The 23,863-nt window shown below is 74.0% G+C and carries 22 protein-coding genes; 11 read left to right on the top strand and 11 right to left on the bottom strand.

What is annotated here, in order from left to right; genetic code table 11:
* Positions 1-194 precede the first annotated feature (194 nt).
* The 4 genes from OG974_RS12205 to OG974_RS12190 all read left to right on the top strand — a co-directional run bounded on the left by OG974_RS12205 (position 195) and on the right by OG974_RS12190 (position 4,333).
* Positions 195-1,526, top strand: coding sequence for a DUF5685 family protein (locus OG974_RS12205; protein WP_328762294.1), 1,332 nt, complete (start codon positions 195-197; stop codon positions 1,524-1,526).
* Between the two features lie 77 nt (positions 1,527-1,603).
* Entirely contained in the window at positions 1,604-2,425 is an 822-nt protein-coding gene (locus OG974_RS12200; RefSeq protein WP_328762293.1) for a DUF1684 domain-containing protein, read from the top strand.
* A 148-nt stretch (positions 2,426-2,573) separates the two neighbouring features.
* Positions 2,574-3,449 (top strand): S1 family peptidase, encoded by an 876-nt coding sequence (locus tag OG974_RS12195; protein WP_327282716.1) that lies wholly within the window; start codon positions 2,574-2,576, stop codon positions 3,447-3,449.
* Positions 3,450-3,559: 110 nt separating this feature from the next.
* Positions 3,560-4,333, top strand: coding sequence for a hypothetical protein (locus OG974_RS12190; RefSeq protein ID WP_327282715.1), 774 nt, complete (start codon positions 3,560-3,562; stop codon positions 4,331-4,333).
* A 60-nt stretch (positions 4,334-4,393) separates the two neighbouring features.
* Here OG974_RS12190 and OG974_RS12185 read toward each other — a convergent pair whose 3' ends face one another.
* The 3 genes from OG974_RS12185 to OG974_RS12175 all read right to left on the bottom strand — a co-directional run bounded on the left by OG974_RS12185 (position 4,394) and on the right by OG974_RS12175 (position 6,224).
* Positions 4,394-4,966, bottom strand: coding sequence for a dihydrofolate reductase family protein (locus tag OG974_RS12185; RefSeq protein WP_327282714.1), 573 nt, complete (start codon positions 4,964-4,966; stop codon positions 4,394-4,396).
* 122 nt (positions 4,967-5,088) lie between these two features.
* A complete protein-coding gene (locus OG974_RS12180) occupies positions 5,089-5,994 on the bottom strand; it encodes an alpha/beta fold hydrolase (RefSeq protein WP_371646433.1) in 906 nt (301 codons plus the stop codon).
* A gap of 98 nt (positions 5,995-6,092) precedes the next feature.
* A complete protein-coding gene (locus tag OG974_RS12175; RefSeq protein ID WP_329313111.1) occupies positions 6,093-6,224 on the bottom strand; it encodes a hypothetical protein in 132 nt (43 codons plus the stop codon).
* Between the two features lie 115 nt (positions 6,225-6,339).
* Here OG974_RS12175 and OG974_RS12170 point away from each other — a divergent pair, with 115 nt between their 5' ends.
* Positions 6,340-9,879, top strand: coding sequence for a DNA polymerase III subunit alpha (locus tag OG974_RS12170; protein WP_371646432.1), 3,540 nt, complete (start codon positions 6,340-6,342; stop codon positions 9,877-9,879).
* Positions 9,876-10,865 carry a hypothetical protein gene (locus OG974_RS12165; RefSeq protein WP_371646431.1) on the top strand — a complete coding sequence of 330 codons (990 nt, stop codon included), beginning with the start codon at positions 9,876-9,878 and terminating at the stop codon, positions 10,863-10,865. Before OG974_RS12170 ends, OG974_RS12165 begins: the two co-directional genes overlap by 4 nt.
* On the opposite strand, the gene OG974_RS12160 is transcribed toward OG974_RS12165, so the two are convergent.
* Positions 10,862-12,010 (bottom strand): acyl-CoA dehydrogenase, encoded by a 1,149-nt coding sequence (locus OG974_RS12160; protein ID WP_371646430.1) that lies wholly within the window; start codon positions 12,008-12,010, stop codon positions 10,862-10,864. The two genes, OG974_RS12165 and OG974_RS12160, sit on opposite strands and share 4 nt — an antisense overlap.
* A gap of 191 nt (positions 12,011-12,201) precedes the next feature.
* Here OG974_RS12160 and OG974_RS12155 point away from each other — a divergent pair, with 191 nt between their 5' ends.
* A complete protein-coding gene (locus tag OG974_RS12155; RefSeq protein ID WP_327282708.1) occupies positions 12,202-13,068 on the top strand; it encodes an alpha/beta fold hydrolase in 867 nt (288 codons plus the stop codon).
* A gap of 39 nt (positions 13,069-13,107) precedes the next feature.
* On the opposite strand, the gene OG974_RS12150 is transcribed toward OG974_RS12155, so the two are convergent.
* Positions 13,108-14,127, bottom strand: coding sequence for a lytic polysaccharide monooxygenase (locus OG974_RS12150; RefSeq protein WP_327282707.1), 1,020 nt, complete (start codon positions 14,125-14,127; stop codon positions 13,108-13,110).
* Between the two features lie 247 nt (positions 14,128-14,374).
* Between OG974_RS12150 and OG974_RS12145 the strand changes: the two genes are divergently transcribed.
* A complete protein-coding gene (locus tag OG974_RS12145; protein WP_327282706.1) occupies positions 14,375-14,761 on the top strand; it encodes a GntR family transcriptional regulator in 387 nt (128 codons plus the stop codon).
* Positions 14,762-14,780: 19 nt separating this feature from the next.
* Here OG974_RS12145 and OG974_RS12140 read toward each other — a convergent pair whose 3' ends face one another.
* Together OG974_RS12140 and OG974_RS12135 are read right to left on the bottom strand one after the other, a co-directional pair.
* On the bottom strand, positions 14,781-15,323 hold the full coding sequence (locus tag OG974_RS12140; RefSeq protein WP_328762281.1) for an FABP family protein: 543 nt from the start codon (positions 15,321-15,323) through the stop codon (positions 14,781-14,783).
* 115 nt (positions 15,324-15,438) lie between these two features.
* Positions 15,439-16,539: a DUF5925 domain-containing protein gene (locus OG974_RS12135; RefSeq protein WP_371646429.1), complete on the bottom strand. Its 1,101-nt coding sequence runs from the start codon at positions 16,537-16,539 to the stop codon at positions 15,439-15,441.
* A gap of 206 nt (positions 16,540-16,745) precedes the next feature.
* Here OG974_RS12135 and OG974_RS12130 point away from each other — a divergent pair, with 206 nt between their 5' ends.
* Positions 16,746-17,549, top strand: coding sequence for an SGNH/GDSL hydrolase family protein (locus OG974_RS12130; protein WP_328765161.1), 804 nt, complete (start codon positions 16,746-16,748; stop codon positions 17,547-17,549).
* A gap of 8 nt (positions 17,550-17,557) precedes the next feature.
* Here the strand turns inward: OG974_RS12130 and OG974_RS12125 are convergent, their stop codons facing one another.
* Positions 17,558-19,252: a serine/threonine-protein kinase gene (locus tag OG974_RS12125; protein WP_371646801.1), complete on the bottom strand. Its 1,695-nt coding sequence runs from the start codon at positions 19,250-19,252 to the stop codon at positions 17,558-17,560.
* 365 nt (positions 19,253-19,617) lie between these two features.
* Between OG974_RS12125 and OG974_RS12120 the strand changes: the two genes are divergently transcribed.
* Positions 19,618-19,887 carry a hypothetical protein gene (locus OG974_RS12120; protein ID WP_076046471.1) on the top strand — a complete coding sequence of 90 codons (270 nt, stop codon included), beginning with the start codon at positions 19,618-19,620 and terminating at the stop codon, positions 19,885-19,887.
* A 37-nt stretch (positions 19,888-19,924) separates the two neighbouring features.
* On the opposite strand, the gene OG974_RS12115 is transcribed toward OG974_RS12120, so the two are convergent.
* The 3 genes from OG974_RS12115 to OG974_RS12105 all read right to left on the bottom strand — a co-directional run bounded on the left by OG974_RS12115 (position 19,925) and on the right by OG974_RS12105 (position 23,012).
* Complete coding sequence (locus OG974_RS12115) at positions 19,925-21,148, bottom strand: CaiB/BaiF CoA-transferase family protein (RefSeq protein ID WP_327282703.1); 1,224 nt, start codon at positions 21,146-21,148, stop codon at positions 19,925-19,927.
* Positions 21,149-21,264: 116 nt separating this feature from the next.
* The gene (locus OG974_RS12110; RefSeq protein ID WP_327282702.1) at positions 21,265-22,053 is read right to left on the bottom strand and encodes an ABC transporter permease; all 789 of its coding nucleotides are present in this window, start codon (positions 22,051-22,053) and stop codon (positions 21,265-21,267) included.
* Positions 22,050-23,012 (bottom strand): ATP-binding cassette domain-containing protein, encoded by a 963-nt coding sequence (locus OG974_RS12105; protein ID WP_327282701.1) that lies wholly within the window; start codon positions 23,010-23,012, stop codon positions 22,050-22,052. The genes OG974_RS12110 and OG974_RS12105 overlap by 4 nt, the downstream gene beginning before the upstream one ends.
* 64 nt (positions 23,013-23,076) lie before the next feature.
* Here OG974_RS12105 and OG974_RS12100 point away from each other — a divergent pair, with 64 nt between their 5' ends.
* Positions 23,077-23,811: a TetR/AcrR family transcriptional regulator gene (locus OG974_RS12100; protein WP_371646426.1), complete on the top strand. Its 735-nt coding sequence runs from the start codon at positions 23,077-23,079 to the stop codon at positions 23,809-23,811.
* Positions 23,812-23,863 lie beyond the last annotated feature (52 nt).

Raw genomic sequence — 23,863 nt, 5'->3', positions numbered from 1 at the left:
GCCGCGCAGTGGTTTCGTGACGGTACTGGTGCAGAACATCCGTTGCACCGTCAAGGATCCTGGTGGGTACCGCTGCTGTCTGAGTGAAAATACGACTGCCGCCGCCGTGTGGGTGATCGACGGAGACGTACGAGTGAACGATCCGGCTCGATACGATGCGCTTCACGCACGCGCATGACACACGGGGGACCGGTTTGTTCGGCATCGTCAGACCTTGCACGCACCGGCTCGGGGAGCGTTTCAAGACGGAGTGGATGGCCCATCTCTGCGGGTTGTGCCTAGCACTTCGCGCAGACCACGGGCAGTTCGCGCGGATCGTGACCAACTACGACGGGCTGCTCGTCTCCGTTCTGACGGAGGCTCAGTCCGGGCCGGCGCCCGGCTCCCGGCGCACCGCCGGCCCCTGCCCGCTGCGCGGCATGCGCACCGCCGCGGTGGCCAAGGGCGAGGGGGCGCGGCTCGCGGCCGCCGTCTCGCTCGTCCTCGCCTCGGCCAAGGTGCGGGACCACGTGGCCGACCGGGACGGGCTGTTGGCCCGAGCGCCGATCGCCGCCGCCGCGCGCAAGGTGGCCCGCGGATGGGACCGGGCCGGCGCCCGCACCGGTGCCTCGCTCGGCTTCGACACGGCCGTCCTCGTCGACGCCGTGGACCGGCAGGCGGGCATCGAGACGCTGGCCGGGGCGGGCACGCCCGTGCTCGTGGTGACCGAGCCGACGGAGACCGCGACCGCCGCCGCCTTCGCCCATACCGCGCAGCTGGCCGGACGGCCAGGCAACGCCCCCGCACTCGCCGAGGCGGGCCGCTACTTCGGGCGCCTCGCGCACCTCCTGGACGCCGTCGAGGACCAGGCCGCGGACGCCGCCGCGGGCGCCTGGAACCCGCTGACGGCCACCGGTACCCCGCTCGCCGAGGCCCGCCGGCTCGCGGACGACGCCCTGCACGGCATCAGGCTGGCGCTGCGCGAGGTCGAGTTCGCGGACGCCGGACTGGCCCACCGGCTGCTCGTGCACGAGCTGAAGACCTCCGTGGACCGGGCCTTCGGGGTGAGTAGCTGCGGACACGTGGGCACGAACGCCGCGGGGCAGGGCGGCTACGGGGCACCGCCGCAGGGCTACGGCCCGGGCCAGGGCGCCCCGTACGCCGGCGGCCCGTACGGGGGCGCCCCGCACGGCGGCCAGGGCGGCCAGGGCGGCAACCCGTACGGCGGGAATCCGTACGGCGGAGGCGCGGGCGGCCCCGGCGGCCCCTGGATACCCGGACCGCCCATGGGTCCCGGCGGCGGCCTGCCTCCGCAGAAGCCGCGCCGCGGGCTGCTCGCCGGGTGCGCCGTGTCCCTGGGGCTGTTCTGCACCTGCCAGCTGTGCTGCACCGAGCACGAGGGGCCGTGGTCCCGCAAGAAGCGGGACGCGTGGTGCGAGGCCTGCGACTGCGGCAACGGCTGCCCCGACTGCAGCGGCTGCTGCGACTGCTGCAGTTGTGACGGGTGCTGCTGCGACGGCTGCGACGGCTGCGGCTGCGACTGCTGACGCCCTTTCGGTTTTCCGTGGGTCCGGACGGCGTACAGGGAGGTTCCCGTCCGGGCCCGCGTGGAAGGGTTGAGCGGATGAGCGATGACGCAGATGATCCGAAGACCGCCTGGCGGAAATGGCACGAGCATCGGGTGGCTTCCGTGTCCGCCCCCTACGGCCCCCTCTCCCTCATCGGCACCCACTGGCTCTCCGACTACCCGGAAGGTCGACTTCCGGCCGTTCCGGGGCGCTGGCGCGCCACCGAGGGCGGGGTGGCACTGACCGCCTCCACCGAGGACGGCCTCAGCCTCGACGGCGAGCCCTTCACCGGGGACGCCGTCCTCGCCGCCGACCACGCACCGCCCGCGCGCTCCCGGATCGCCGCCCGAGGGGACCTCCGGATCACCGTGATCCGGCGCGAGGGGGAGTGGGCGGTACGGGTCTTCGACCCCGCCTCCGCGGCGCGCCGGGCCTTCGCCGGAATCGAGGCCACCCCGTACGACCCGGACTTCGTACTGCCGGGGCGCTTCCGGCCGTACGGCGAGGACCGGACCGTCCAGGTGGCGAACGTCGACGGGCGGGCGCGCGGGCTCGGCCTCGGCGGCGAGCTGAGCTTCGCGTACCGGGGTGCCGAGCACACCCTCCAGGTCGCCGTCGACGAGGACGACGGCAGCCTCTGGGCCGTCATCGGCGATGCCACCGGGGGGAGCTCCAGCTACCGCTTCCGCTTCCTGAAGCCGGGGGTTCCCGACCCGGTGGACGGCTCGATCACCGTCGACTTCAACCGGACCGTGCTGCCGCCCTGCGCCTTCGCGGACCATTTCATCTGCCCGTTCCCGCCCCCTGGGAACACCCTGCCCTTCGAGGTCGCGGTGGGCGAGCGGAGGCTGAAAGATGCCCTTGCCGCCCGAATCTGACGCCGAGACACTCCCGACAGCGCCTTCCGGGGGCTTGTCAGGGGCACGACGAAATCCTGTGCGCCCGCCGTACCTCCGGCTGCGCCTCACGGGCTCCGGCGCCCCCCACTGTCCGCCGGGCCCCCGATCCCTTCCGGGAGGACGAGAAGTGAGGATCAAGAGCATCACCCGTACCCGGCTGCTCGCCGTGGCCGCTGGCCTGGCAGCCGTCGCCGGGCTCGCCGCCCCCACCGCGGCGAGCGCGGACAGCGGCTTCAGCGCAGCGCGGCTCGCTGCCGCCGGAGCCTCCGTCCAGCGCGCCGACGTCGCCGGCACCGCCTGGTACACCGACCCCGCCAGCGGAACCCTCGTGGTCACCGCCGACTCCACCGTCACCGCCGTGGACCTCGCCAAGATCCGTACCGAGGCCGGAGCCGACGCCGGAGCCCTGCGCATCGAGCGCACCCCCGGCAAGCTGCGCAAGCTGATCTCCGGCGGCGACGCCATCTACACCTCCGGCTGGCGCTGCTCCCTCGGCTTCAACGTGCGCAGCGGGACCACGTACTACGTGCTGACCGCGGGGCACTGCACCGACGGCGCCGGCACCTGGTGGACGAGCTCCGCGCACACCACCACGATCGGTGCGACCGTCGGGTCGAGCTTCCCGAACAACGACTACGGCCTCGTGCGCTACGACAACGCCTCCCTCGCCCACGCGGGCACCGTCGGCAGCCAGGACATCACCAGCGCCGCCAACGCCACCGTCGGGATGTCCGTCACCCGGCGCGGCTCCACCACCGGCACCCACGGCGGCTCGGTGACCGGCCTCAACGCCACCGTCAACTACGGCGGCGGCGACATCGTCTACGGCATGATCCGCACCAACGTCTGCGCCGAGCCCGGCGACAGCGGCGGCCCGCTTTACTCCGGCACCAAGGCGATCGGCCTGACCTCCGGCGGCAGCGGCGACTGCACCTCGGGCGGGACCACCTTCTTCCAGCCCGTCGTCGAAGCCCTCAACGCCTACGGGGTGAGCGTCTACTGAGCCTCCACCGCTGACGGGGGGCGCCACGGCCCTCCCGGACCCGGCACAATCATGAGCCCCCGCCCGAACTCACGGGCGGGGGCCCATTGTTGAGGAGTGAGGTGGCACGCATGAGCAATGCGCCCTCCGGCCGGGGCGGGCCCGTTTCGGATGCGCAGCGGCGCATCCGGCGCAATCCCTGGCTGTTCACCGCGCCCCTGGTGCTGCTGTGCCTGCTCGTCGCCGTCCTCGTCTGGGAGGTCGCCCGCGGCAACCTGTCCGAGGCGACGCGCGCCCACTGGCCCTGGCGGCTCCAGCTGATGCCCGAGGAACCGCTGGCCAGCCTGCTGGCCGTGGCGGCCGGAGCCGTGCTGGCCCGCGCCCAGTACGCCCGTACGGTCCGGCCCCTGCTGGGGTGGCGCTCCGAGTACGTGGCGGGGGTACTGCCGGGCGATGCGAAGGCCTGGAGCACGGGCGTCCTCAACGGCGGCCAGCACAACGCGGGGGTGCACCGCGTGGACTACCTCGTGGTGCCGGCGGGCGACGTCGTCGACGGGCCGGTTCCCGAGGGGGCGTGGATGAACCTGCGCGAGGCCGGTGAGCGGCTGGGCGAGATCGGGCTGCGGCCCGCGGCCGATTTCCGCCTCGCCAGCATCGGCGCGGGATTCCCGCTGGTGGCGACCGGTACGTACGAGACCATAATGCTGGGGGTGTTCTCGAAGCGGTTCATCGACGAGGTGCAGGCGTTCCTCGTGCGCATCCAGGTGGTGGACAGCGTCGGGGACACGCACGAGCGGGTCATGGACTGCCTCAAGGGGGCCCGGGAACCGGTGGTCGCGCCCGTGGAGCAACCCCGGGCCGCACGGCCCGTGCCCGTACCCCGGACCGCGCCGCCCACCGGATGAAGGGCCCGCGAACCGGCCGCAGGGCCCCGCACCCGGCCGGATGCGGCGGCGGGAGCCGCGTCAGTGGACGACGTCGAAGACCTGCTTCTGCAGGCCGTTGGCGTAGACCTCGTGTTCGACGAGTTCCAGCTTCCGGGTGTCGTTGTCCGCGGTGCTGAAGAGGCGCTTGCCGGCGCCGAGCAGCAGCGGGAAGACGAGGAGGTGGTAGCGGTCGATCAGGCCGGCGTCCGAGAGGGCCTGGTTCAGGGAGGCGCTGCCGTGGACGATGATCGGGCCGCCTTCCGTCTCCTTGAGCGCGGCGACCTCGTCGAGCGAGCGCAGGATCGTGGTCTCGCCCCAGTTCGACACCAGGTCGTCCTCGGTGAGGGTGGTGGAGACGACGTACTTCGGCATCACTTTGTAGTCGGCGAAGTCCGCCATGTCCGGCCACACCGGGCTGAACGCCTCGTAGCTGACGCGGCCCATCAGCATCGCCGTGGCTTCCTTCTGCTCCCGCCCCTTGATGTCGAACGCCTCGGGCAGGAACTCCGTGTGCTTGAAGGTCCAGCCGGAGTTGCGGTAGCCGGGCTCGCCCCCCGGGGCCTCCACGACGCCGTCGAGCGAGATGAACGCGGTGCTGATCAGGGTGCGCATCGGAGGGTTCCTCGGTCTCTCGTGTCCATGTCCGGCAGCTTCGGCGGTGCGTCGCGCCGTGCCCGCTCGTGCGGCAACGCGTCACACCCCTCATGATCTCTGACTGCCGATCGCGGGGAAACTCATCGGTCCCCGTCGATCCGAGTCGATCCGCACGCAACCGCCCGGCCCCGGAGCCAGTCCAGCGCCTCGCAGAGGGCGTATTGCGCCGCGAAATGGCCGGCTCCGGGCTTGAGCACCGCCGTGCTGCGCCCGATGTGCTCCGCCAGCCAGTGGAAATGCCCCACCGGTGAGAACACGTCCTCGGCGCCGTGCCAGAGCATGACCGGGCAGGAGACCGCCCGCGGATCGCACCCCCAGGGCCGGCAGAGCGCGAGGGAGTCGTCCAGCCAGCCGTACGCGGAGGTCCGCAGTGCCTCCCGGAGGGTGTCCCGCACGCAGCGGCGCACCCGGGGGTCAGCCAGGACCGCGAGGTCCGCGGTCGAGAGGTCCGCGCGCAGGTCTTCGAGCAGCAGCCCCGGATCGCGGCGGATCCGCGCCGCCCGGGGGGTGAGGAGCCGTTCCAGAGCCGCGGGGTCGCGGTCCGCCAGGGTGTAGTGCTCCACGTTGAACGGGGTCATGCCGGCGTACCAGTCGAGCCCGGTGCCGTCGCGGGGCGCGAGGCCGACCAGGCAGACCGCCGCCGTCACCCGTTCGGGGAGCAGGGCCGCGCAGGCGAGCGCGTGCGGACCGCCCCCGGAGCGGCCGACGACCGCGAAGCGGTCGATGCCCAGGGCGTCCGCGACGGCGGCGGAGTCGGCGGCGGCGTCGGCCGCGCGCCGCCCCGGCGCGCGGCCGGACTCCCCGTAGCCGGGCCGGTCGTAGGAGAAGAAACGGACGTGGGGGTGCCGTGCGGGGGCGTCGCCGAGCGCGACGCCCAGGCGGCTGCCCGGCATGCCGTGGTGGAGCAGCACCGGTGAGCCGTCGCGAGCCCCCCACTGTCGCGCGATCAGCTTCCGCCCGTCGGCCAGGCCCACCTCGATGCGCACTGCGGTCCCTCCCACGAGCGTCGGGAATCCGATACGGAGACCGTGTCCGCAAGCCTTCCCGCTCTCCGCGCCGCGGACACGGCCTACGCGGACACGGCCTAGAGGTGCGGGACGAGCAGGGCCGCCGCCGAGCGGGCGCGCTCCAGGGACGCCGGTCGGTCCGCGTCGCGCTGCCCGAGCACCACGCGGGTGCTCAGCCCGTCCAGCAGCTCCGACGCGCGGGCGGGCACGTCCAGGTCGGCGGCGAAGCGGCCCTGGTCGAACGAATGTTTCGCACGGATATTCGAATTGCTCTATGGTGGAGACGGGGGAGGTGTTCCATCCGATCGAAGCAGGAGGCCGCGGGTGCCCGGGTTTACGCATCTGCACACCGTTTCGGGGTTCTCCGTGCGCTACGGAGGCTCGCACCCCGAACGGCTGGCGGAGCGTGCCGCCGAGCGGGGCATGGACGCCCTGGCCCTGACCGACCGCGACACCCTCGCGGGTGCGGTGCGGTTCGCGAAGGCCTGCGCGAAGGCCGGGATCCGGCCGCTGTTCGGGGTCGACCTGGCCGTGCCGTACGCCGCGGAAGCGGTCGGTGGTTCCGCGGCGGGCTCCCGCGCGGGCTCCCCGGAAGCCTCCCAGCGGCGCCGGACCCCGGTGCGCGGCGGCGCCTTCCTCGACGAGTCCGCCCCGCGCGCCGTCTTCCTGGCCCGGGACGGCGCAGCCGGCTGGGCCGAGCTGTGCCGCATGGTCACCGCGGCCCATGCGACCCACGCGGCCGGCGACGGGGTCGCCCCCGGGGGCCCCGAGGGCCCGGGCGGCTCCGGTGCGCGGCCCGCGCTGACCTGGAACGCCCTGCGCGGCGAGTCCGTGTACGCACTGCTCGGCCCCGGGTCCGAAGTGGGCCGGGCGCTGGCCGCCGGGCGGCCGGACCGGGCCGTGCGACTGCTCGCGCCCTGGCGGGAGGTCTACGGGGACTCCCTGCGCCTGGAGGCCGTCGACCACGGCCGCACCGGCACCGGCCCCGGCTCGCTGCGGCTGGCCGCCCGTACGGTCGGCTTCGCCGCCGAGCAGGGCGTCCCGGCCGTCCTGACCAACGCCGTCCGGTACGCCGACCCTGGCCAGGGACCGGTCGCCGACGTCCTCGACGCGGCCCGCCGCCTCGTCCCCGTCGACCCCCGCGGCCCCCTCGACAGCGGCGAACGTTGGCTCAAGGCCCCCGCCGCCATGGCCGAGGCCGCCGACCGGATCGCCCGGGCCGCGGGCCTCGGCCCCGCTGACGCGCGCCGGCTGCTCGCGGAGACCCGGCGTACCGCCGAGGCCTGCGCCGTGGACCCCGAGGACGACCTCGGCATGGGCTCCGTGCACTTCCCCGAGGCCCACCTCGTCGGCGCGGCCCATCGCACCGCCCAGCGGGTCCTGGCCTCCCGGGCCTCCGCCGGCATGGTGCTGCGCGGCTACGCCGACGACCGCGCGTACTGGGAGCGGATGCACCACGAGCTGGACATCATCGCCTACCACGGGTACGCCTCGTACTTCCTGACGGTCGCCCAAGTCGTGGACGACGTACGCGCGATGGGCATCCGGGTGGCCGCCCGCGGCTCCGGCGCCGGCTCCCTCGTCAACCACCTCCTCGGCATCGCCCACGCCGACCCCGTCGAGCAGGGCCTGTTGATGGAGCGCTTCCTGTCCAAGCGCCGCCACGTCCTGCCCGACATCGACATCGACGTGGAGTCCGCCCGCCGGCTGGAGGTCTACCGGCGGATCATCGACCGCTTCGGCACCGAGCGCGTCGCCACCGTCTCCATGCCCGAGACCTACCGGGTCCGGCACGCCGTCCGCGACGTCGGCGCCGCCCTGTCCATGGACCCGGCCACCGTCGACCGGCTCGCCAAGGCCTTCCCGCACATCCGGGCCCGCGACGCCCGCACGGCCCTCGCCGAGCTCCCCGAACTGCGCGACGTACGCGGGGAGGAGCACGGGCGGTTGTGGGAGCTCGTCGAGGCGCTCGACGCGCTGCCGCGCGGGATCGCCATGCACCCGTGCGGGGTGCTGCTCTCCGACGCTTCGCTGCTCGCCCGCACCCCCGTGGTGCCCACCAGCGGCGAGGGCTTCCCGATGTCCCAGTTCGACAAGGACGACGTGGAGGAGCTCGGGCTGCTCAAACTCGACGTGCTGGGCGTGCGGATGCAGTCCGCGATGGCGCACGCCGTCGCGGAGATCCGACGCGGCACGGGGGAGGAGCTCGACCTGGACGACCCCGCCCAGGTCCCGCCGGGCGACGGGGCGACGTACGAGCTGATCCGCTCGGCCGAGACGCTGGGCTGCTTCCAGATCGAGTCGCCGGGCCAGCGCGACCTGGTGGGCCGGCTCCAGCCGTCGACCTTCCACGACCTGGTCGTCGACATCTCGCTGTTCCGGCCCGGCCCGGTCGCCGCCGACATGGTGCGGCCGTTCATCGAGGCGCGGCACGGGCGGGCCCCGGTCCGCTACCCGCACGAGGACCTGGCGGACGCACTGCGCGAAACGTACGGGGTGGTGGTCTTCCACGAGCAGATCATCGAGATCGTGAACGTCATGACCGGCTGCGGGCGCGACGAGGCGGACCGGGTGCGGCGCGGGCTCTCCGACCCCGAGTCGCAGGCGCGGATCAAGGTGTGGTTCGCGGCGAAGGCGGGCGAACGGGGCTACGCGCCCGAGGTGATCGGCCGGACCTGGGAGATCGTCGAGGCGTTCGGCTCGTACGGGTTCTGCAAGGCGCACGCGGTGGCCTTCGCCGTGCCGACGTACCAGTCGGCGTGGCTGAAGGCGCACCACCCGGCCGCGTTCTACGCCGGCCTGCTCACGCACGACCCGGGGATGTACCCGAAGCGGCTGCTGCTGGCGGACGCGCGGCGGCGGGGCGTGCCGGTGCTGCCGCTGGACGTGAACCGCTCGGCGGTGGCCCACCGCATCGAACTGGTGTCCGAGGTCGGGGCTCCTCCGGTGTGGGGGCTCCGGCTGGCCCTGGCCGACGTCCACGGCATCAGCGAGGCGGAGGCCCGCCGGATCGAGGACGGGCAGCCGTACGGATCGCTGCGCGACTTCTGGGACCGGGCGCACCCCGGGCGGCCGGTCGCGCAGCGGCTCGCGCAGGTCGGGGCGCTGGACGCCTTCGGCGCCAACCGGCGCGACCTGCTGCTGCACGTGGCCGAGCTGCACGGCGTGCAGCGGTCGGCGGGGGCCCGGCCGGGCAGTGTCCAACTCCCGCTGGACGGCGGCCGGTCGACGGCCCCCGTCGGCCTGCCCGACCTGAACGAGGCGGAGCGGCTCAGCGCGGAGCTGGGCGTGCTCGGCATGGACACCTCGCGGCACCTGATGGGGGACCACCACGCCTTCCTCGCGGAGCTGGGGGCGGTCCCCGCCAGTAGGTTGCGCGAGATCGAGCACGGCCGGACCGTACTGGTCGCGGGGGCCAAGGCCGCCACCCAGACCCCGCCGATCCGCTCCGGGAGGCGGGTCATCTTCACCACGCTGGACGACGGGACGGGCCTGGTCGACCTGGCCTTCTTCGACGACAGCCACGAGGCGTGCGCGCACACCGTCTTCCACTCGTTCCTGTTGCTGGTGCGGGGTGTCGTCCAGCGGCGCGGACCGCAGAGCCTGAGCGTGGTCGGCGCGGCCGCCTGGGACCTGGCGGAGCTGGTGGAACTGCGGGCCGCGGGCGGCCTGGACGCGGTCACGGCCCGCCTGGCGGAGCCGCTGCCCGGGGCGGGGGAGCCCGCGGACACCGCCGGCTCCGGGCGCCGCATCCACCTGCCCACCGGATACGAGATGAACCCGTGGGCCGACCTCCAGCCGGCCGGCGACCGCGCCGCGACCGGCCGCAAGCTGTGGCACTCCAGCCCGGGGAGCGCGGGATGACCCCGGCCAACGGCGTCCTGCACGTACGGTGCGCTCCGACCCTGACCGAGGAGGGCTACCGCGAGGTCCTGGAACTCCTGAGGGAGTTCTCCCCGACGGTGCAGGCCCTGCCGCCCCGGGCGGCGCTGGTGCACGTACGCGGCGCCCGGCGGTACTTCGGCGCGGACGCCCGCCGGATCGCCGAACTGGTGCGGCTGCGCGCGCTCGCCCGGCTCGGCACGGACGTACGGATCGGGGTCGCCGGGACCTGGGCGGTGGCGGCGACGGCCTCCGCCCGGGTGCCCGGGCCCGGTGGCGTCCTGGCCGTGCCCGAAGGCGCGGCGGACGCCTTCCTCGGGCCGCTGCCGGTGGAGGCCCTGCACGGCATCGGCCCCAAACAGGCGGAGGCGCTGCGCGGGTACGGGCTGCACACGGTCGGCGCGGTCGCGGCCGTCTCCCCGGGCACCGTCGAACGGATCCTGGGGCAGCGGGCGGGCCGGCTGGCCGCGGAGCGCGCCCGCGGGATCGACCCGCGCCCCGTCACCCCGAAGGACCTGCCCGCGTCGGCCGCCGTCCGCAGCGGCTTCACCCGGCACGAGCTCGACGGCCCGCACGCCCGGGCCGTGCTCCTCGGCCTGGTGGTCCGCCTCGGCGCGGTACTGCGCGGCCGCCGCCAGGCCGCCCGCTCCCTGTCGCTGACCCTGCAGTTCGCCGGGGGCGCCCGATGGGAGCGGGCCCGACGGCTCCCGGAGGCGTCCGGGCACGACGAGGACCTGCGGGCCGCGGCCTACCGCCTGCTGGACGCGGCCGGGCTGCAACGGGCTCGGCTGACCGGCATGGTGCTGCGCGCCGAGGACCTCACGGGCGCCGAGCGGGCGTCCCGGCAGATCTCCCTGGACCCGGTCCGCGAAGCCCGCCTGACGGTGGAGGCGGCCGTCGACCGCGCGAACGCCCGGTTCGGCCCGGGCACGGTCCGCCCGGCCGCGACCTTCCACAGGGCGGCCTAACGGGTGTCCGGCCCGCCCAGCAGGAGCCGGGCCATTTCGGAGCGCAGCCCGGAGGTCTGGGCCTGGACGAGGTGGAACTGGGCCTCGCGGGCGAGGCGCCCGGCGGTGTTCCCGTACGAGATCGCCCGGCCGCCCGTCGCGGCGACGCAGGCGGTGGCCGCCCGTACGCCGAGTTCGAGGACGGCCGCCCGCAGTGCCAGCCGGTCCTCGACCCGCTCCTGCGGCGGCAGTTCGTCGCGCAGCGCGTAGGCCTCCGTGCGCAGCCGGGCCGCGTCCTGCGCGACCCGCAGGCCGAGCTCCTCGTACGCGGCGCCGGCTGCGGGGGCCGACCGCAGCAGGAAATCGGCCGCGGCGCGCACGTGTCCGAAGACGGCGGGGTGGGCGTTTGCGTTCTCAAGGTCGTAGGCGCGGGCCCACTCCGCCCGGGGCTGTACGCAGACCACCGCGCTCGGCGGGACCAGGACGTCGCGGACCTCCACCGCCACCGTGCGGGTGCCGTTCATCGCCCACAGCTCCGCCGCCCCGGCGGGGACCAGCCCCGGATCCCCATCGGGCCCGCAGTCCACCGCGGCGAACAGCACCCGGTCGTCCGGGGCGAGGGCGCCGAGGTACACCACGTCGGAGAGGCCCCAGCCGGTCATCCAGGGCACCCGGCCGCGCAGCCGCCACCCGTCGGCGGTCGGCTCCGCGGTGACGGGCGGCCGGGCGTGCCGCAGGAAGGCGAAACCGGCCGTGCCGCGCCTGGTCCCCGAGGCGAGGTCGGCGGACCACCGCTCGCGCAGTGCGGCGGCCTCCGGGCCGGTGGCCCCCTGGAGCCCCTTCACCAGACCGAAGTGCTGCGTGTGGACGAACCAGGTGGAGGGGTCCGCCGCGGACAGCAACTCGTTCACTTCACGGACAACTTGACGAGTCGTCAGTCCGCTCCCGGGGTCGGGGGTGTGGCCGAGCGCCCCGTACGCGCCGCAGCGGGCGAGGGCATCGAGGTGTGAACGCGGCACGCCCTCCTGCGCGGTCTCCTCCGCGGCGGGCACCAGCGTGCCCACGGCGAGCTCGGTGACCGAGGAAACGAGCGGGTCGGCGGCGAGGTCGGGCGGGGTGGCCAAGGCCGTTCCCGCACCGGGAGCCCACTGCATCCGATCACTCACCTCACGAGGAGTAGGGACTCCATTGTCTCGGGGGCGTGCCGGGGCGGGCGGCGACACGCATTTTTTACTGACGCGTAACTTCCAAGTTTTGCTACCCGCCCGTAATTTGACGGCAAGCATCCCCCCCCTTGTGATCCGGATCACGGGACGAACCCCCACGTATTTCCCTGACCCCGCAAGGAGATCACCCGATGCTGCCCTGGCGACGCCTGCTCCGCCCGCTGGCCGTCCTCACCCTCGCCGCTGCCGCCCTCGTCGCCCCCACCGGCGCCGCGCAGGCCGCGTACGCACCCAGCAGCGGCTGGAACGACTGGTCCTGCAAACCTTCGGCCGCCCATCCCCGCCCCGTCGTGCTCGTCCACGGCACCTTCGGGAACTCGGTGGACAACTGGCTCGGATTCGCGCCGTACCTCGTCCACCGCGGGTACTGCGTCTACTCCCTCGACTACGGGCAGCTGCCCGGCGTTCCCCTCTTCAACGGGCTCGGCCCCATCGACAAGTCGGCCGGCCAGCTGGCCGTGTTCGTCGACAAGGTGCTGGCCTCCACCGGAGCCGCCAAGACCGACGTCGTCGGCCACTCGCAGGGCGGCATGATGCCGAACTACTACCTCAAGTTCCTCGGCGGCGCCCCCAAGGTCAACGCACTGATCGGGCTCGCCCCCGACAACCACGGCACCACCCTGGACGGGCTCACCCAGCTGCTCCCGTACTTCCCCGGCGCCGAGGACCTGATCAGCTCCGCGACACCGGGGCTGGCCGACCAGATCGCCGGATCGGCGTTCGTGACGAAGCTCAACGCGGTCGGGGACACCGTGCCGGGGGTCCAGTACACGGTCATCGCGACCAAGTACGACGAGGTCGTCACGCCCTACCGGAGCGCGTTCCTCCAGGGGGCCGGCTCCAACGTACGCAACGTCGTGCTCCAGGACCTGTGCCCGCTGGACCTCTCCGAGCACGTCGCCATCGGGCTCACCGACCGGATCGCCTGGCACGAGGCGCTCAACTCCCTCGACCCGGCGCACGCCACCCGGACCACCTGCGCGTCCGTCTTCGAGTGACGTCGACGCACAGGCGGCCGGTCCGGTGAACGGGCCGTGCTAGAGACCGTGGCGGCCCGGCGTCGTCGCACGGCGTCGGGCCACGGCGAACAGCACGGCCGCCCCGAGGGCCAGCACGCCCGCCCCGGCGATCGCGATCAACGGGGTGGCGGCGCTGCCCCCCGTCGCGGCGAGGCCGGTACCCGCCGGGGAATCCGAAGGCACCGGGGCGAGCGCGGTACTGCCGTTCGTCTTCGGGTCGTTGTCACCGTGGCCGTTGTGCTCCACGGTGGACTTGCTCTCCCCGTCCGCGATCTGCTGGTCCGTCGGAGCCTTGGGCGCGGCCGAGGGGCGGCCGCCGGCGGAGGACCTGGCGCTCGGCTGCGCACTCGGCTTGGCGCTCGGGGCGGTGCCGGTCCCGGTGCCCGTGCTGCCGCCGCTGTCCTTGCCGAACACCACGTCCGAGCAGGTGTAGAAGGCCTCCGGGCTGTCCGAGCGCTGCCAGATGCTGTAGATCAGGTGCCGCCCGGACTTGTTCGGCACGCTGCCGGAGAACACGTAGTCCCCGTTCTGCATGCCCGGGTCGGTGGCCTTCGCGAACGGCGCCGGCTCCAGGTCCGACCACTTCAGCGGCTTGGCCGGGTCGTAGCCGTCCTTCGTGACGTACAGCTCGAAGGAGCCCTTGTGCGGGGCGGTCCCCTTGTACCGGAAGGTGTGCTCGCCCGCGGTCATCGGGCTCGCCGGCCAGTCGGCGCGGGCCAGGTCCAGGCCCCGGTACTTGTCGTTGCCGGCGGAGCAGAGCTGGCCGTTCGGGATCAACGAGCGGTGGTTGCCGGCCGCGTTGGCGATGTTCACCGCGTTCCAGTCGTAGAACGCCTGCGCGCCGCTCGCCGCCACCGCCGCCTTGCAGGCGGCCGACTTCGGGGACTCGGGCCCCTCCGCGTAGCAGGCCGCCACCCGGCTGACCGGGTCCGTCATCGAGCCGTGCGCGGCCGCCGGTGCGGCGGCGTACGCGGCCACCGCGAGCGGGGCGAGACCGACTGCGGCGATACGGGTCACGGTACGGCGGCGTGCGGGCATGAGTGGATCTCCTTCGGAGCGGCGGTGCGGGCGCGGATCGCGGTCGTCGGTGCGCCGGGAACCGGGCTGGGCGGCGCCGCCCCCCGTGGGTTCCGACGCCGCCCCATGCCCTCCTCGGCCCCGTCAAGCTAGCCCCCCGCACCCCGGCTCCCGCCCCTTTCGAGGCCCCCGCGAAGATCTTTAGGGTGCGCTTAAGGAAGCACTAAGCGGGCCTACAGAAAGAGGGCGGATGGGGGAGAATCCAGGGGTGACCTCGACGAACCTGAAGATCCGGATCGACGGTGCGGCCGGCGCGGCCGCCCCCTACGAGCAGCTGCGCGCCCAGATCGCCGGGGCGGCGCGGGCCGGCGACCTGCCGGTCGGGTACAAGCTGCCGACGGTGCGCGGGCTCGCGGAGGAGCTGGGGCTGGCGGCGAACACGGTCGCGAAGGCCTACCGGGCCCTGGAGGGCGACGGGGTGATCGAGACCCGGGGCCGGAACGGGACCTTCGTCGCGGCCGCCGGCGACGGGGCCGCCCGGGAGGCGGCCTCCGCCGCGCAGGCCTATGCGGAACGCGCGAAGCGGCTGGGCCTGGGCTTCGACGAGGCCACGGCGGCCGCCCTGGACGCCCTGCGCGCCCGGTACGGCCGGTAGCCCGAAGAACCCCGGCCCCTCAGCCCCCGTACGGGCGCAGCCGCGCCCGGAGGTGGTGGGTGAGGGGCTGTCCCATGGCCGCCATGTCCTGTTCGACCGTCAGTTCCCCGTCGTGGAAGGCGTACCGGCGCCGCATCGCGGTGACCTCCTTGGCCTTCGGGGTGCGGGCCACGGTGTCGGTGGCCATCTCGATCTCCGCGCCGGAGACCCGGCCGACGTACGTCTCCACGATGCCGGTCGGGTGCGCGAGGACCACCTCCACGGAGGCGTCGGGCAGGATGCGCCACCACCCGGACTCCCGCCCCGAGGGGCGCAGGGCCGTGCCGGACCCGTCGACCAGCCAGGCGCGCGACTCGTAGCGCAGGAACGGCCGGCCGTCGTGGCTGAAGGTGATCTCCTGCTCGTACCGGAAGTCCTGTTCCAGCGTCGGGTACTCGCCCGCACCGCTGCCGTGCCAGCGGCCCAGGAGGTGCAGGACGGGCTTCAGCTGGGGGTGCGGCTCCGGGCCCTCGCCGAGGACCTGGCTGTCGGGGTACGGGTTCTCCTGCGCCGGCTCGGGCACGTGCACGCTCCTGTTCGGTGTCCCCGGGACTCTCCCCGGGCCGGGGCCCATTGTCGTCGGCGTACGGGTCCGGCCGGCCCCCGCCCCGCCCACGGCTCCGCCCGGGACGGGCCGGCTACAGGTACAGGCCCGCCTCCGGGTCGTGCTGGCCCTGCGGCGGCAGCAGCGACGCGGGGCCCGCGCCCCGTCGCAGCGCGAACAGCTCGGCCAGCGTGGCGCCCTCGCGCGAGACCCCCTCGTCCGTGCCCAACCAGTCCACCGCCTCGCCGTGCGTCAGGCGGCCCACCTCGATGCGGGCCAGGCAGCGGCCCGGCCGGACCACCGCCGGGTGCAGCCGTTCCAGGTCCTCGTTGGTGGTCACCCCGACCAGCACGTTGCGGCCCTGCCCCAGCAGCCCGTCCGTCAGGTTCAGCAGCCGCGACAGCGCCTGGCCGGCCGTGTGCCGGGCCTCGCCGCGGATCAGCTCGTCGCAGTCCTCCAGTAGGAGCAGCCGCCAGCGGCCCTTCGCCGTGCCCTCGTCCTCGCCGATCGCGATGTCCATCAGGTAGCCCACGTCGTTGAACAGCCGCTCCGGGTCCAGGACGCAGTCCACCTGGCACCAGTCCCGCCACGACCGGGCCAGCGTCCGCAGTGCGGAGGTCTTGCCGGTGCCCGGCGGGCCGTGCAGCAGGAGCAGCCGCCCCGCGATGTCGTCCGGGGTCACCTTCATCAGCCGGTCCATCGCCCCGGCCACCGGCGCCGTGTAGTTGGGCCGCACCTCCGCCCAGGTCCCGGCGGCGATCTGGCGGGTCGTCCGGTACGGGCCGCGGCGGGGGGAGACGTACCAGAACCCCATGGTGACGTTCTCCGGCTGCGGTTCGGGTTCGTCCTGCACCCCCTCCGTGGCCTCGCCGAGCACGCCGGCGGCGAGTTCGTCGCTGACCGCCGTCACTGTGACGTCCGCGCCGCGGCTCCAGCGGGAGACGAGCATCGTCCAGCCCTCGCCCTCCGCGAGGGTGGCGCTGCGGTCGGAGTCGCGCGCCGAGCGCAGCACTGTGGCCTCGGGCGGCAGCAAGGTCGCCTCCGCCTTCACCCGCTCGATCGTCACGCTGTGCGAGTACGGCTGCTCGCCGGAGGCGAACCGGCCGAGGAACAGCGCGTCGACGACATCCGACGGCGAATCGCTGTCGTCGACGTTGAGCCGGATCGGCAGCGCGTCATGCGGGTTGGCTGGCATGGCGCCCATGATCCGGCACGAAGTGACCTCGTGCACCCGTGTTTCGCCGGATCGGGTGCCCGGGTTCCCTCTTCAAACGCGCCGGTGGTGAAGATTCGGGTCGCAACTCCACGCCGAAAATTCTTGGCATGAACACTTCCGGCCAACCCCGGCTCCCAGTACCACGGACTCAGGAGTAACCCCCACAAGGAGCCGCACACATGAGCATGAAGATGTCGCGCTTCGCCGCCCTGACCTCCTCCCTCTTACTCGCCGCGGGCGCCGCCCTGTTCGGCACCGGACAAGCGGCCGCCGCCACGGCCGATTTCGGCTACGTCGCCCTCGGCGACTCGTACTCCTCCGGCGTCGGCGCCGGCAACTACGACAGCGGGAGCGGCAACTGCAAGCGCACCTCCCGCGCCTACCCGGCCCTGTGGGCCGCCGCCCACTCCCCGCAGACCTTCTCCTTCACCGCCTGCTCCGGCGCCCGTACGGGTGACGTCCTCTCCGGGCAGCTCGGTCCGCTGAACTCCGGCACCGACCTGGTCAGCATCACCATCGGCGGCAACGACGCAGGATTCTCCGACGTCATGACGACCTGTGTGCTCCAGTCCGAGTCCACCTGCGTCAGTCGCGTCAACCAGGCCAAGGCGTACGTCGACTCCACCCTCCCCGGCCAGCTCGACCAGGTCTACGACGCCATCCACGGCCGGGCGCCGGGCGCGCACGTCGTCGTCCTCGGCTATCCCCGCTTCTACAAGCTGAACGGAACCTGCGTCACCGGCCTCACGGAGGGCGAGCGCTCCGCCATCAACGGTGCGGCCGACTACCTGAACGCCGCCATCGCCAAACGCGCCGCCGACCACGGCTTCACCTTCGCCTCGGTCGCCGGCGCCTTCACCGGCCACGAGATCTGCTCCGCCGACGCGTGGCTGCACAGCCTCAACTGGCTCAACATCGGCGAGTCGTACCACCCCACGGCCGCCGGACAGTCCGGTGGCTACCTGCCCGTCTTCACCAACGCCGCCTGACCGGGCGGTCACGAGGCAGTGGCGTCCGGGCCCGCGGCCTCGGACTCCGCAGCCCCGGGCCCCGCGGCCACCGGCTCGGTGGTGGCCGCCGGGGTCGCCGGCCCCGCCGACACCGGGGCCGGTGAACCGCTCGGCCCGGGGGAGGGGGAGGCCCCGTCCGTCGGGGGTTCCCCCTCCCCCTCTTCGCACGTCACGGAGAACTCCACCCAGTCCGAAACCGCCGGTGCGGCCCCCCTCACCTCCAGCCGGACCGCGTCGTCGAAGGTCGCGTTCGGGTAGTACGTGAGCTCGGTGTGGTCCAGCTGCCGGCTCCGGGGCCCGTCCGCCCCGTACGTGACGGACTGCCAGCCGGGGTCGGAGGTGACCCCGCTGCGCGTCGCCCAGCGGTACTCCAGTACGGCGGGCGTACGGTCCGCCTCGACGGTCGCCGTGAAGGCGGGCGCCCGCGCCGCATCGGGCGGGCACGTCCCCCGGTAGTCCGCCCGTACGGCGTGCACCGCCACGGCGAAGTGCGGCGCGGGCGTGGCCGACGGCGAAGCGGACGGCGACGGCGACGGCGTGGCGGACGGTGACGGCGACGGTGAGGCGGACGGCTCCGTGGACGTCCCGGCCGCCGTGGTGACCGGACCCGTCGGGCCGGTGCCCCCGCTCCCGCCCGTGTCGCCGCGGTCCTTGAGCAGCAGCCACCCCAACGCGACCACCGCCAGCAGCAGCACGATGATCCCGACGGTCAGCACCAGCCCGGCCCGCCCCTCGCGCGGCGCCCCGCCGCCCGCGGCCCCGGCCGCAGCGGTACCCGACGCCGGATCGGTCATCGGCACCGGCATCGGCGGGGTCGGCCCGTCGCGCCGGTCGCGCCCGTACGGCCCGTCCTGCGGGCCGGCCCGGTGGTGCGCCGTGGCCGTCGGGGAGTCCGGCCCGGACACCGCGCCGCCGGAGCCCCGCAGGGTCCCGCCCGCCCCGACGATCCGCAGCATCCGGGCCGCCTCCGCCGCGGGCAGCCGCTCCGCCGGGTCCTTGCGCAGCAGCCCCTCCAGCACCGGGGTCAGCGGGCCCGCCCGGTGCGGTGGCGGCAGCTCCTCGTCCACCACCGCCCGCAGCGTCGAGAGCGGGGTGTCCTGCCGGAACGGCGAAACCCCTTCGACGGCGGCGTACAACATCACCCCGAGCGACCACAGGTCCGATTCGGGCCCCGGATCGCGCCCCAGCGCCCGCTCCGGTGCGAGGAACTCGGGGGAGCCCACCACCTCGCCCGTCATCGTGATCGTCGACGATCCCTCCAGGCTGGCGATCCCGAAGTCGCTCAGCACCATCCGGCCGTCGTTGGCGATCAGCACGTTGGAGGGCTTGACGTCCCGGTGCAACACCCCGGCCTCGTGCGCGGCGCGCAGCGCGGCCAGCACCTGCTCCCCGAGGTGCGCGGCCCGCTGCGGGGTGAGCGGCCCCTCGGCCTCCAGTACGTCGGCCAGCGACAGCCCGCGCACCAGCTCCATCACGATCCAGGGCCGGCCGTCCTCGGTCACCACGTCGTAGACCGTGACGACCCCGCGGTGCGAGACCCGGGCTGCCGCCCAGGCCTCCCGTTCGAGCCGCCGGTACATCCGGCCGATCGCGGCGCCGTCCAGCCCCGTCGGAGGCCGGACCTCTTTGACGGCGACCTCGCGGCCCAGTACTTCGTCACGGGCCCGCCACACGATGCCCATGCCGCCCCGGCCCAGCACGTCGATCAGCCGGTACCGGCCCGAGATGACACGGTCCGCAGCGGATTCCCCGCCCGCCCCGCCGATTTCGTCACTCACGCGAGCCCCCTGGTGTGTCCGTGTGTCGGCGGGCGATCACTCCAAGTTAGCGCAGCGCGCGCGATGTGGCCCCGGTCCGCGCACGACCCGCGCGGCGCCCCCCGAAGGCCCCCCTTACCTGCGGAGAGTGACGGATGACTCCGCTGAGTAATCGTCAACTCCCCGTCGCTATAGGGGTAATTCACACCACCGGGATACCCGAGCACGACGTGGGGGCGATAGGGTTACCCTGCCCGGGCCGGGTGCCCTCGTACGGGTGGGGAGAGAACATGGAACAGATAGCAATGCGCAGCAGGCCGCCACGCGTGCCTGCCATCACGTGCGGCAGTAGTGCGACCAGTTCGCGCCTCGACCGCCACCTCGCCGTGCTGGGCGGACCTGCCGTCCCCCACCGCGAGACGGCCGAGGCGACGCTGCTGATGCGCGAACTCACCTCTCGCGACCACACGCACCGCCTGCGGAGCCGGAGCGCGCGCGTCTCGCTCTTCGCGCCGCTGCGCCGTCTGCGTCGCACGCTCTTCGGTAGCCGCCGCTCGTAACAACCGTCCCCGACTCCTCAAGGTTTCGCCCCCGGCCCTACGCAACCACACCATCCCGGCGCAGTGTCGTGATCTGTGCGCCCGTCATCCCCAGGGCGCGCAGCAGGGCCTCGGTGTGTTCGCCGAGCGCGGGCACCGCACCCATGTGCGGTGCCGCGCCACCCGGCAGGCCGATCGGCGGCAGCAGTGCCCGTAGCGGACCCGCCGGTGATCCCACCTCCCGCCAGCGGTCCCGTGCGGCCAGCTGCGGATGCTGTGCGAGCCGGGCCACCGAGTTCAGCCGTGCGCACGCGATGCCCGCCGCCTCCAGCCGCTCGACCGCCTCGTCCGCGCCCAGCCGGGCCAGCGCCTCGGCGACCACCGCATCGGTCTTCTCCCGCCCCCGGGTGCGCGCCGCGTTCGTCGCGTACGCCGGATCCTCGGCCAACTCGGGCCGCTCCAACACCTGTTCTGCGAGCCGACGCCACTCGCGGTCGTTCTGCACCGACAACAGCACCCGGTCCCCGTCCGCCGTCGGGTAGGCGTCGTACGGGGCGATGACGGCGTGCGCGAGGCCCGTGCGCACCGGCTGCTCCCCGCCGTGCATGGTGTGGTGCAGCGGATGCCCCATCCATTCGGCCAGCGCGTCGAGCATCGAGACCTCCACCCGGCCCCCGCGCCCGGTCGTCCCGCGGCGCAGAAGGGCCGCGAGGACCCCGGAGAAGGCGTACATGGCCGCCGCGATGTCCGCCGCCGGAATGCCCGCCTTGACGGGCTGCTCCGGCGTGCCGGTCACCGAGACCAGCCCCGCCTCGCACTGCACGAGCATGTCGTAGGCGCGCTTGTGGGCGTACGGGCCCTCGGACCCGTACCCGGAGATGTCGACGGCGACCAGCCGCGGGTAGCGCTCGCACAGCGAGGCCGAATCGAGGCCGAGCCGGGCCGCGGCCCCCTGGGCGAGGTTCTGCACGAAGACGTCGGCGCCGGCGAGCAGTTCGTGCAGCACCTCCAGGCCGCGCGGGTCCTTCAGGTCGAGCGCGATCGACTCCTTGCCGCGGTTGGCCCAGACGAAGTGCGAGGCCAGTCCGTGCGCAGTGGTGTCGTAGGCGCGCGCGAAGTCGCCGCCGTCGGGCCGCTCGACCTTGATCACCCGGGCTCCGAGGTCGGCGAGCTGGCGGGTGGCGAAAGGGGCCGAGACGGCCTGTTCGACGGCGACGACGGTGACACCGTCGAGCGGCAGGGGGTCGACGGGGTGCGCGGGCACGGGTGAGTCGGATGTCATGACAGCCTGCCTACCTGCCCGGCCCCCGGCCTGTCACCACACGGGGCGCCGACATCCCCTGCTTTTCACGGTTCGTCCGCCTGTGGCGCCGGTCTCAGTCGCGGCGGGCGCGGCTCTCAGTCCTGGCCGCGCGCGAACCTGCGCGCGGCCGGCGGCGCGCAGAGGACCAGCAGGAGCAGCGACCAGGCGACGGCTCCCGCGACCGGGTGCGCCGCCGGCCACGCGGCGCCCGCCGCGGCCTCGCCACCGGCGTTCCCGCACAGCGAGCGCACCGCCGTGGCGACGGCGCTGATCGGGTTCCACTCGGCGACCGCGCGCAGCCATCCGGGCAGTCCGGCGGTCGGCAGGTACGCGCTGGACAGCATCGGCAGTACGAAGGTGGCGCTGCCGAGCTGGCCCGCCGCCTCCTCGCTCCGACTGAGCAGGCCGAGGTACGTCCCCACCCATGCCGTCGCGAAGCGGAACAGCAGCAGCACGCCGAACGCCCCCAGTGCGCCCGGGAGCCCGTTCTCGATCCGCCAGCCCATCGCGAGCCCCACTAGCATCACCGGCACCATGGAGACCGCCGTGGTCAGCAGATCGGCGGCCGTCTGCCCGAGCGGTACGGCCGCGCGGCTCATCGGTAGCGAGCGGAAGCGGTCCGTCACCCCACGGTGGACGTCCTGCGCGGCCGTGAACATGCCCGTCATCAGGCCGTTCGCGGCGGTCGCGGCGAGCAGCCCGGGCACCAGGAACTCGCGGTACTCGGAGCCGGGCATGGCGAGCGCGCTGCCGAACACGTACCCGAAGAAGAGCAGCATCGTGATCGGCATGGTCTGCGTGAGGACCAGCAGCGCGGGCGCGTGCCGGGCCTTCTGCAACTGGCGGGTGAAGACGGCGCCGCCGTCCGACAGCAGGGTGCTCATGCCGCGTGCTCCTTCTGCGCGAGGGGGCTCCGGGTGAGGCGCAGGAACACCTCGTCGAGGGTGGGGGGACGCAGACTCGCGTCGGTGACCGGGACCCCGGCCCGGTCGAGCGCGCGGATGATCCGGGGCAGGGTGAGCTCCCGGTCCGTGGTCGTCACCCCGGCGGTCAGGCACTGCCGGTCGAGTACGGGCCGCCCGCCGGTCAGCTGGTCGAGTACGACGGCCGCGCCGTCGAGTGCCGCGGCCTCGGCGACGGTCACTTCGGCGTACGCGCCGATCCGGGACTTGAGCTCGTCCGGGGTGCCGGTGGCGACGGCCCGGCCGCGGTCCACGACCACGATGTCGTCGGCGAGACGGTCGGCCTCCTCCAGGTACTGGGTGGTGAGCAGGACGGTCGTGCCCTCCTCGGCGAGCGCCCGTACGGCCGTCCAGATGTGCTCGCGGGCCGCCGGATCGAGGCCGGTGGTGGGCTCGTCGAGGAACAGCACCCGGGGGTGGGTGATCAGCCCGGCGGCCAGGTCGAGGCGCCTGCGCATCCCGCCGGACCAGGTGGAGGTCACCCGGTCGGCGGCCTCGGTGAGGCCGAAGCGCTCCAGTAGCCCGTCGGCGCGGGTCCGCGCGGCCGCTCCGCGCAGTCCCGCGAGGCGGGCGAAGAGCCGCAGGTTCTCGCGGCCCGTCAGGTCCCCGTCGACGGAGGCGTACTGGCCGGTGACGCCGATGGCGCGGCGGACGGCGGCCGGATCGCGCGTGACGTCGTGGCCGGCGACGAGGGCGCGTCCGCCGGTGGGCCGGGTCAGCGTGGCAAGGATCCGTACGGCCGTGGTCTTTCCGGCCCCGTTGGGGCCGAGGAGGCCGCAGACCGAGCCCTCCGGCACGGCCAGATCGAGGCCGCGCAGGGCGTGCACCTTGCCGAAGCGCTTCTCCAAACCCTCACTCAGTACAGCGTACGTAGTTGTCATGTGGAGGACCCTACCTCACTCCGTACGGTGTACGTAACTAGGATGAGGGCGAGGTGATCGAGTGATGGCAGCGAGCGGGCGACCCGCCCAACCCGAAGTGATCTGGGCCCGCCCGGGCCGCGCCGGACGCGGACCCCGGCCCGCGCACACCCGCGAGTCCATCGCGGCCGAGGCCGTGCGGATCGCGGACGCGGAGGGGATCGAGGCCGTCTCCATGCGGCGGGTGGCCGCCGGGATCGGCGCCGGGACGATGTCCCTCTACAACTACGTGCCGCGCAAGGAGGACCTGTACGAGCTGATGGTCGACGCGGTCAGCGGGGAGTACGAACTGACCCCGCCGACCGGGGACTGGCGGGCCGACCTGCTTGCGCTCGCCCGCCAGACGCGGGAGCTGATGCACCGCCACCCCTGGCTGCCCCGGCTGCTGTCGCCCGTGTACGGCTTCAGCCCGAACGCCCTGCGCTACCTGGAGCACAGCCTGGACTGCCTGGTCCCGCTGGAGGTCTCCGGTCCGCAGAAGCTGGAACTCGTCGCCGCGGTCAACGGCACGGTGGCCACCTTCGTGGCGAGCGAGCTGGCCCTGGCCGAGCGGGCCCGGTCGCTGCCGTGGAGCGAGACCGCCGAGGAGGGCGTACGCACGGCCTGGCTGGTCTCCCGGCTGGCGACGGGGGAGTACCCCCTGCTGGCGGCGGCGCTCACGGGCGCCCATCCGGTGTCGGAGGCGGCGTCCGGCCTCGCCGCGGTCTTCGACCGCTCGGTGTCCCGCCTCCTCGGGGCCTGGGAACCGACACAGGGCTGACCGCGGCCCGGCCCGGGCTCGGTCGGGGTCCGGCCCGGTCCGGCCTGTGCGT

Origin of the sequence: Streptomyces sp. NBC_00597 (assembly GCF_041431095.1) — a bacterium.
Classification (GTDB): domain Bacteria; phylum Actinomycetota; class Actinomycetes; order Streptomycetales; family Streptomycetaceae; genus Streptomyces.
The sequence above is the reverse complement of the archived record's forward strand: the minus strand, read 5'-3'. Positions and strand labels throughout refer to the sequence as shown.

What these genes read in the sequence shown, in the direction of transcription:
- OG974_RS12155 (WP_327282708.1), top strand. Translation starts at nt 12,202, where the DNA reads ATGCTGCCCTGGCGACGCCTGCTCCGCCCGCTGGCCGTCCTCACCCTC.
- OG974_RS12165 (WP_371646431.1), top strand. Translation starts at nt 9,876, where the DNA reads ATGACCCCGGCCAACGGCGTCCTGCACGTACGGTGCGCTCCGACCCTG.
- OG974_RS12100 (WP_371646426.1), top strand. Translation starts at nt 23,077, where the DNA reads ATGGCAGCGAGCGGGCGACCCGCCCAACCCGAAGTGATCTGGGCCCGC.
- OG974_RS12135 (WP_371646429.1), bottom strand. Translation starts at nt 16,539, where the DNA reads ATGCCAGCCAACCCGCATGACGCGCTGCCGATCCGGCTCAACGTCGAC.
- OG974_RS12185 (WP_327282714.1), bottom strand. Translation starts at nt 4,966, where the DNA reads ATGCGCACCCTGATCAGCACCGCGTTCATCTCGCTCGACGGCGTCGTG.
- OG974_RS12110 (WP_327282702.1), bottom strand. Translation starts at nt 22,053, where the DNA reads ATGAGCACCCTGCTGTCGGACGGCGGCGCCGTCTTCACCCGCCAGTTG.
- OG974_RS12125 (WP_371646801.1), bottom strand. Translation starts at nt 19,252, where the DNA reads ATGGGCATCGTGTGGCGGGCCCGTGACGAAGTACTGGGCCGCGAGGTC.
- OG974_RS12130 (WP_328765161.1), top strand. Translation starts at nt 16,746, where the DNA reads ATGAAGATGTCGCGCTTCGCCGCCCTGACCTCCTCCCTCTTACTCGCC.
- OG974_RS12200 (WP_328762293.1), top strand. Translation starts at nt 1,604, where the DNA reads ATGAGCGATGACGCAGATGATCCGAAGACCGCCTGGCGGAAATGGCAC.
- OG974_RS12190 (WP_327282715.1), top strand. Translation starts at nt 3,560, where the DNA reads ATGAGCAATGCGCCCTCCGGCCGGGGCGGGCCCGTTTCGGATGCGCAG.
- OG974_RS12115 (WP_327282703.1), bottom strand. Translation starts at nt 21,148, where the DNA reads ATGACATCCGACTCACCCGTGCCCGCGCACCCCGTCGACCCCCTGCCG.
- OG974_RS12120 (WP_076046471.1), top strand. Translation starts at nt 19,618, where the DNA reads ATGGAACAGATAGCAATGCGCAGCAGGCCGCCACGCGTGCCTGCCATC.
- OG974_RS12105 (WP_327282701.1), bottom strand. Translation starts at nt 23,012, where the DNA reads ATGACAACTACGTACGCTGTACTGAGTGAGGGTTTGGAGAAGCGCTTC.
- OG974_RS12150 (WP_327282707.1), bottom strand. Translation starts at nt 14,127, where the DNA reads ATGCCCGCACGCCGCCGTACCGTGACCCGTATCGCCGCAGTCGGTCTC.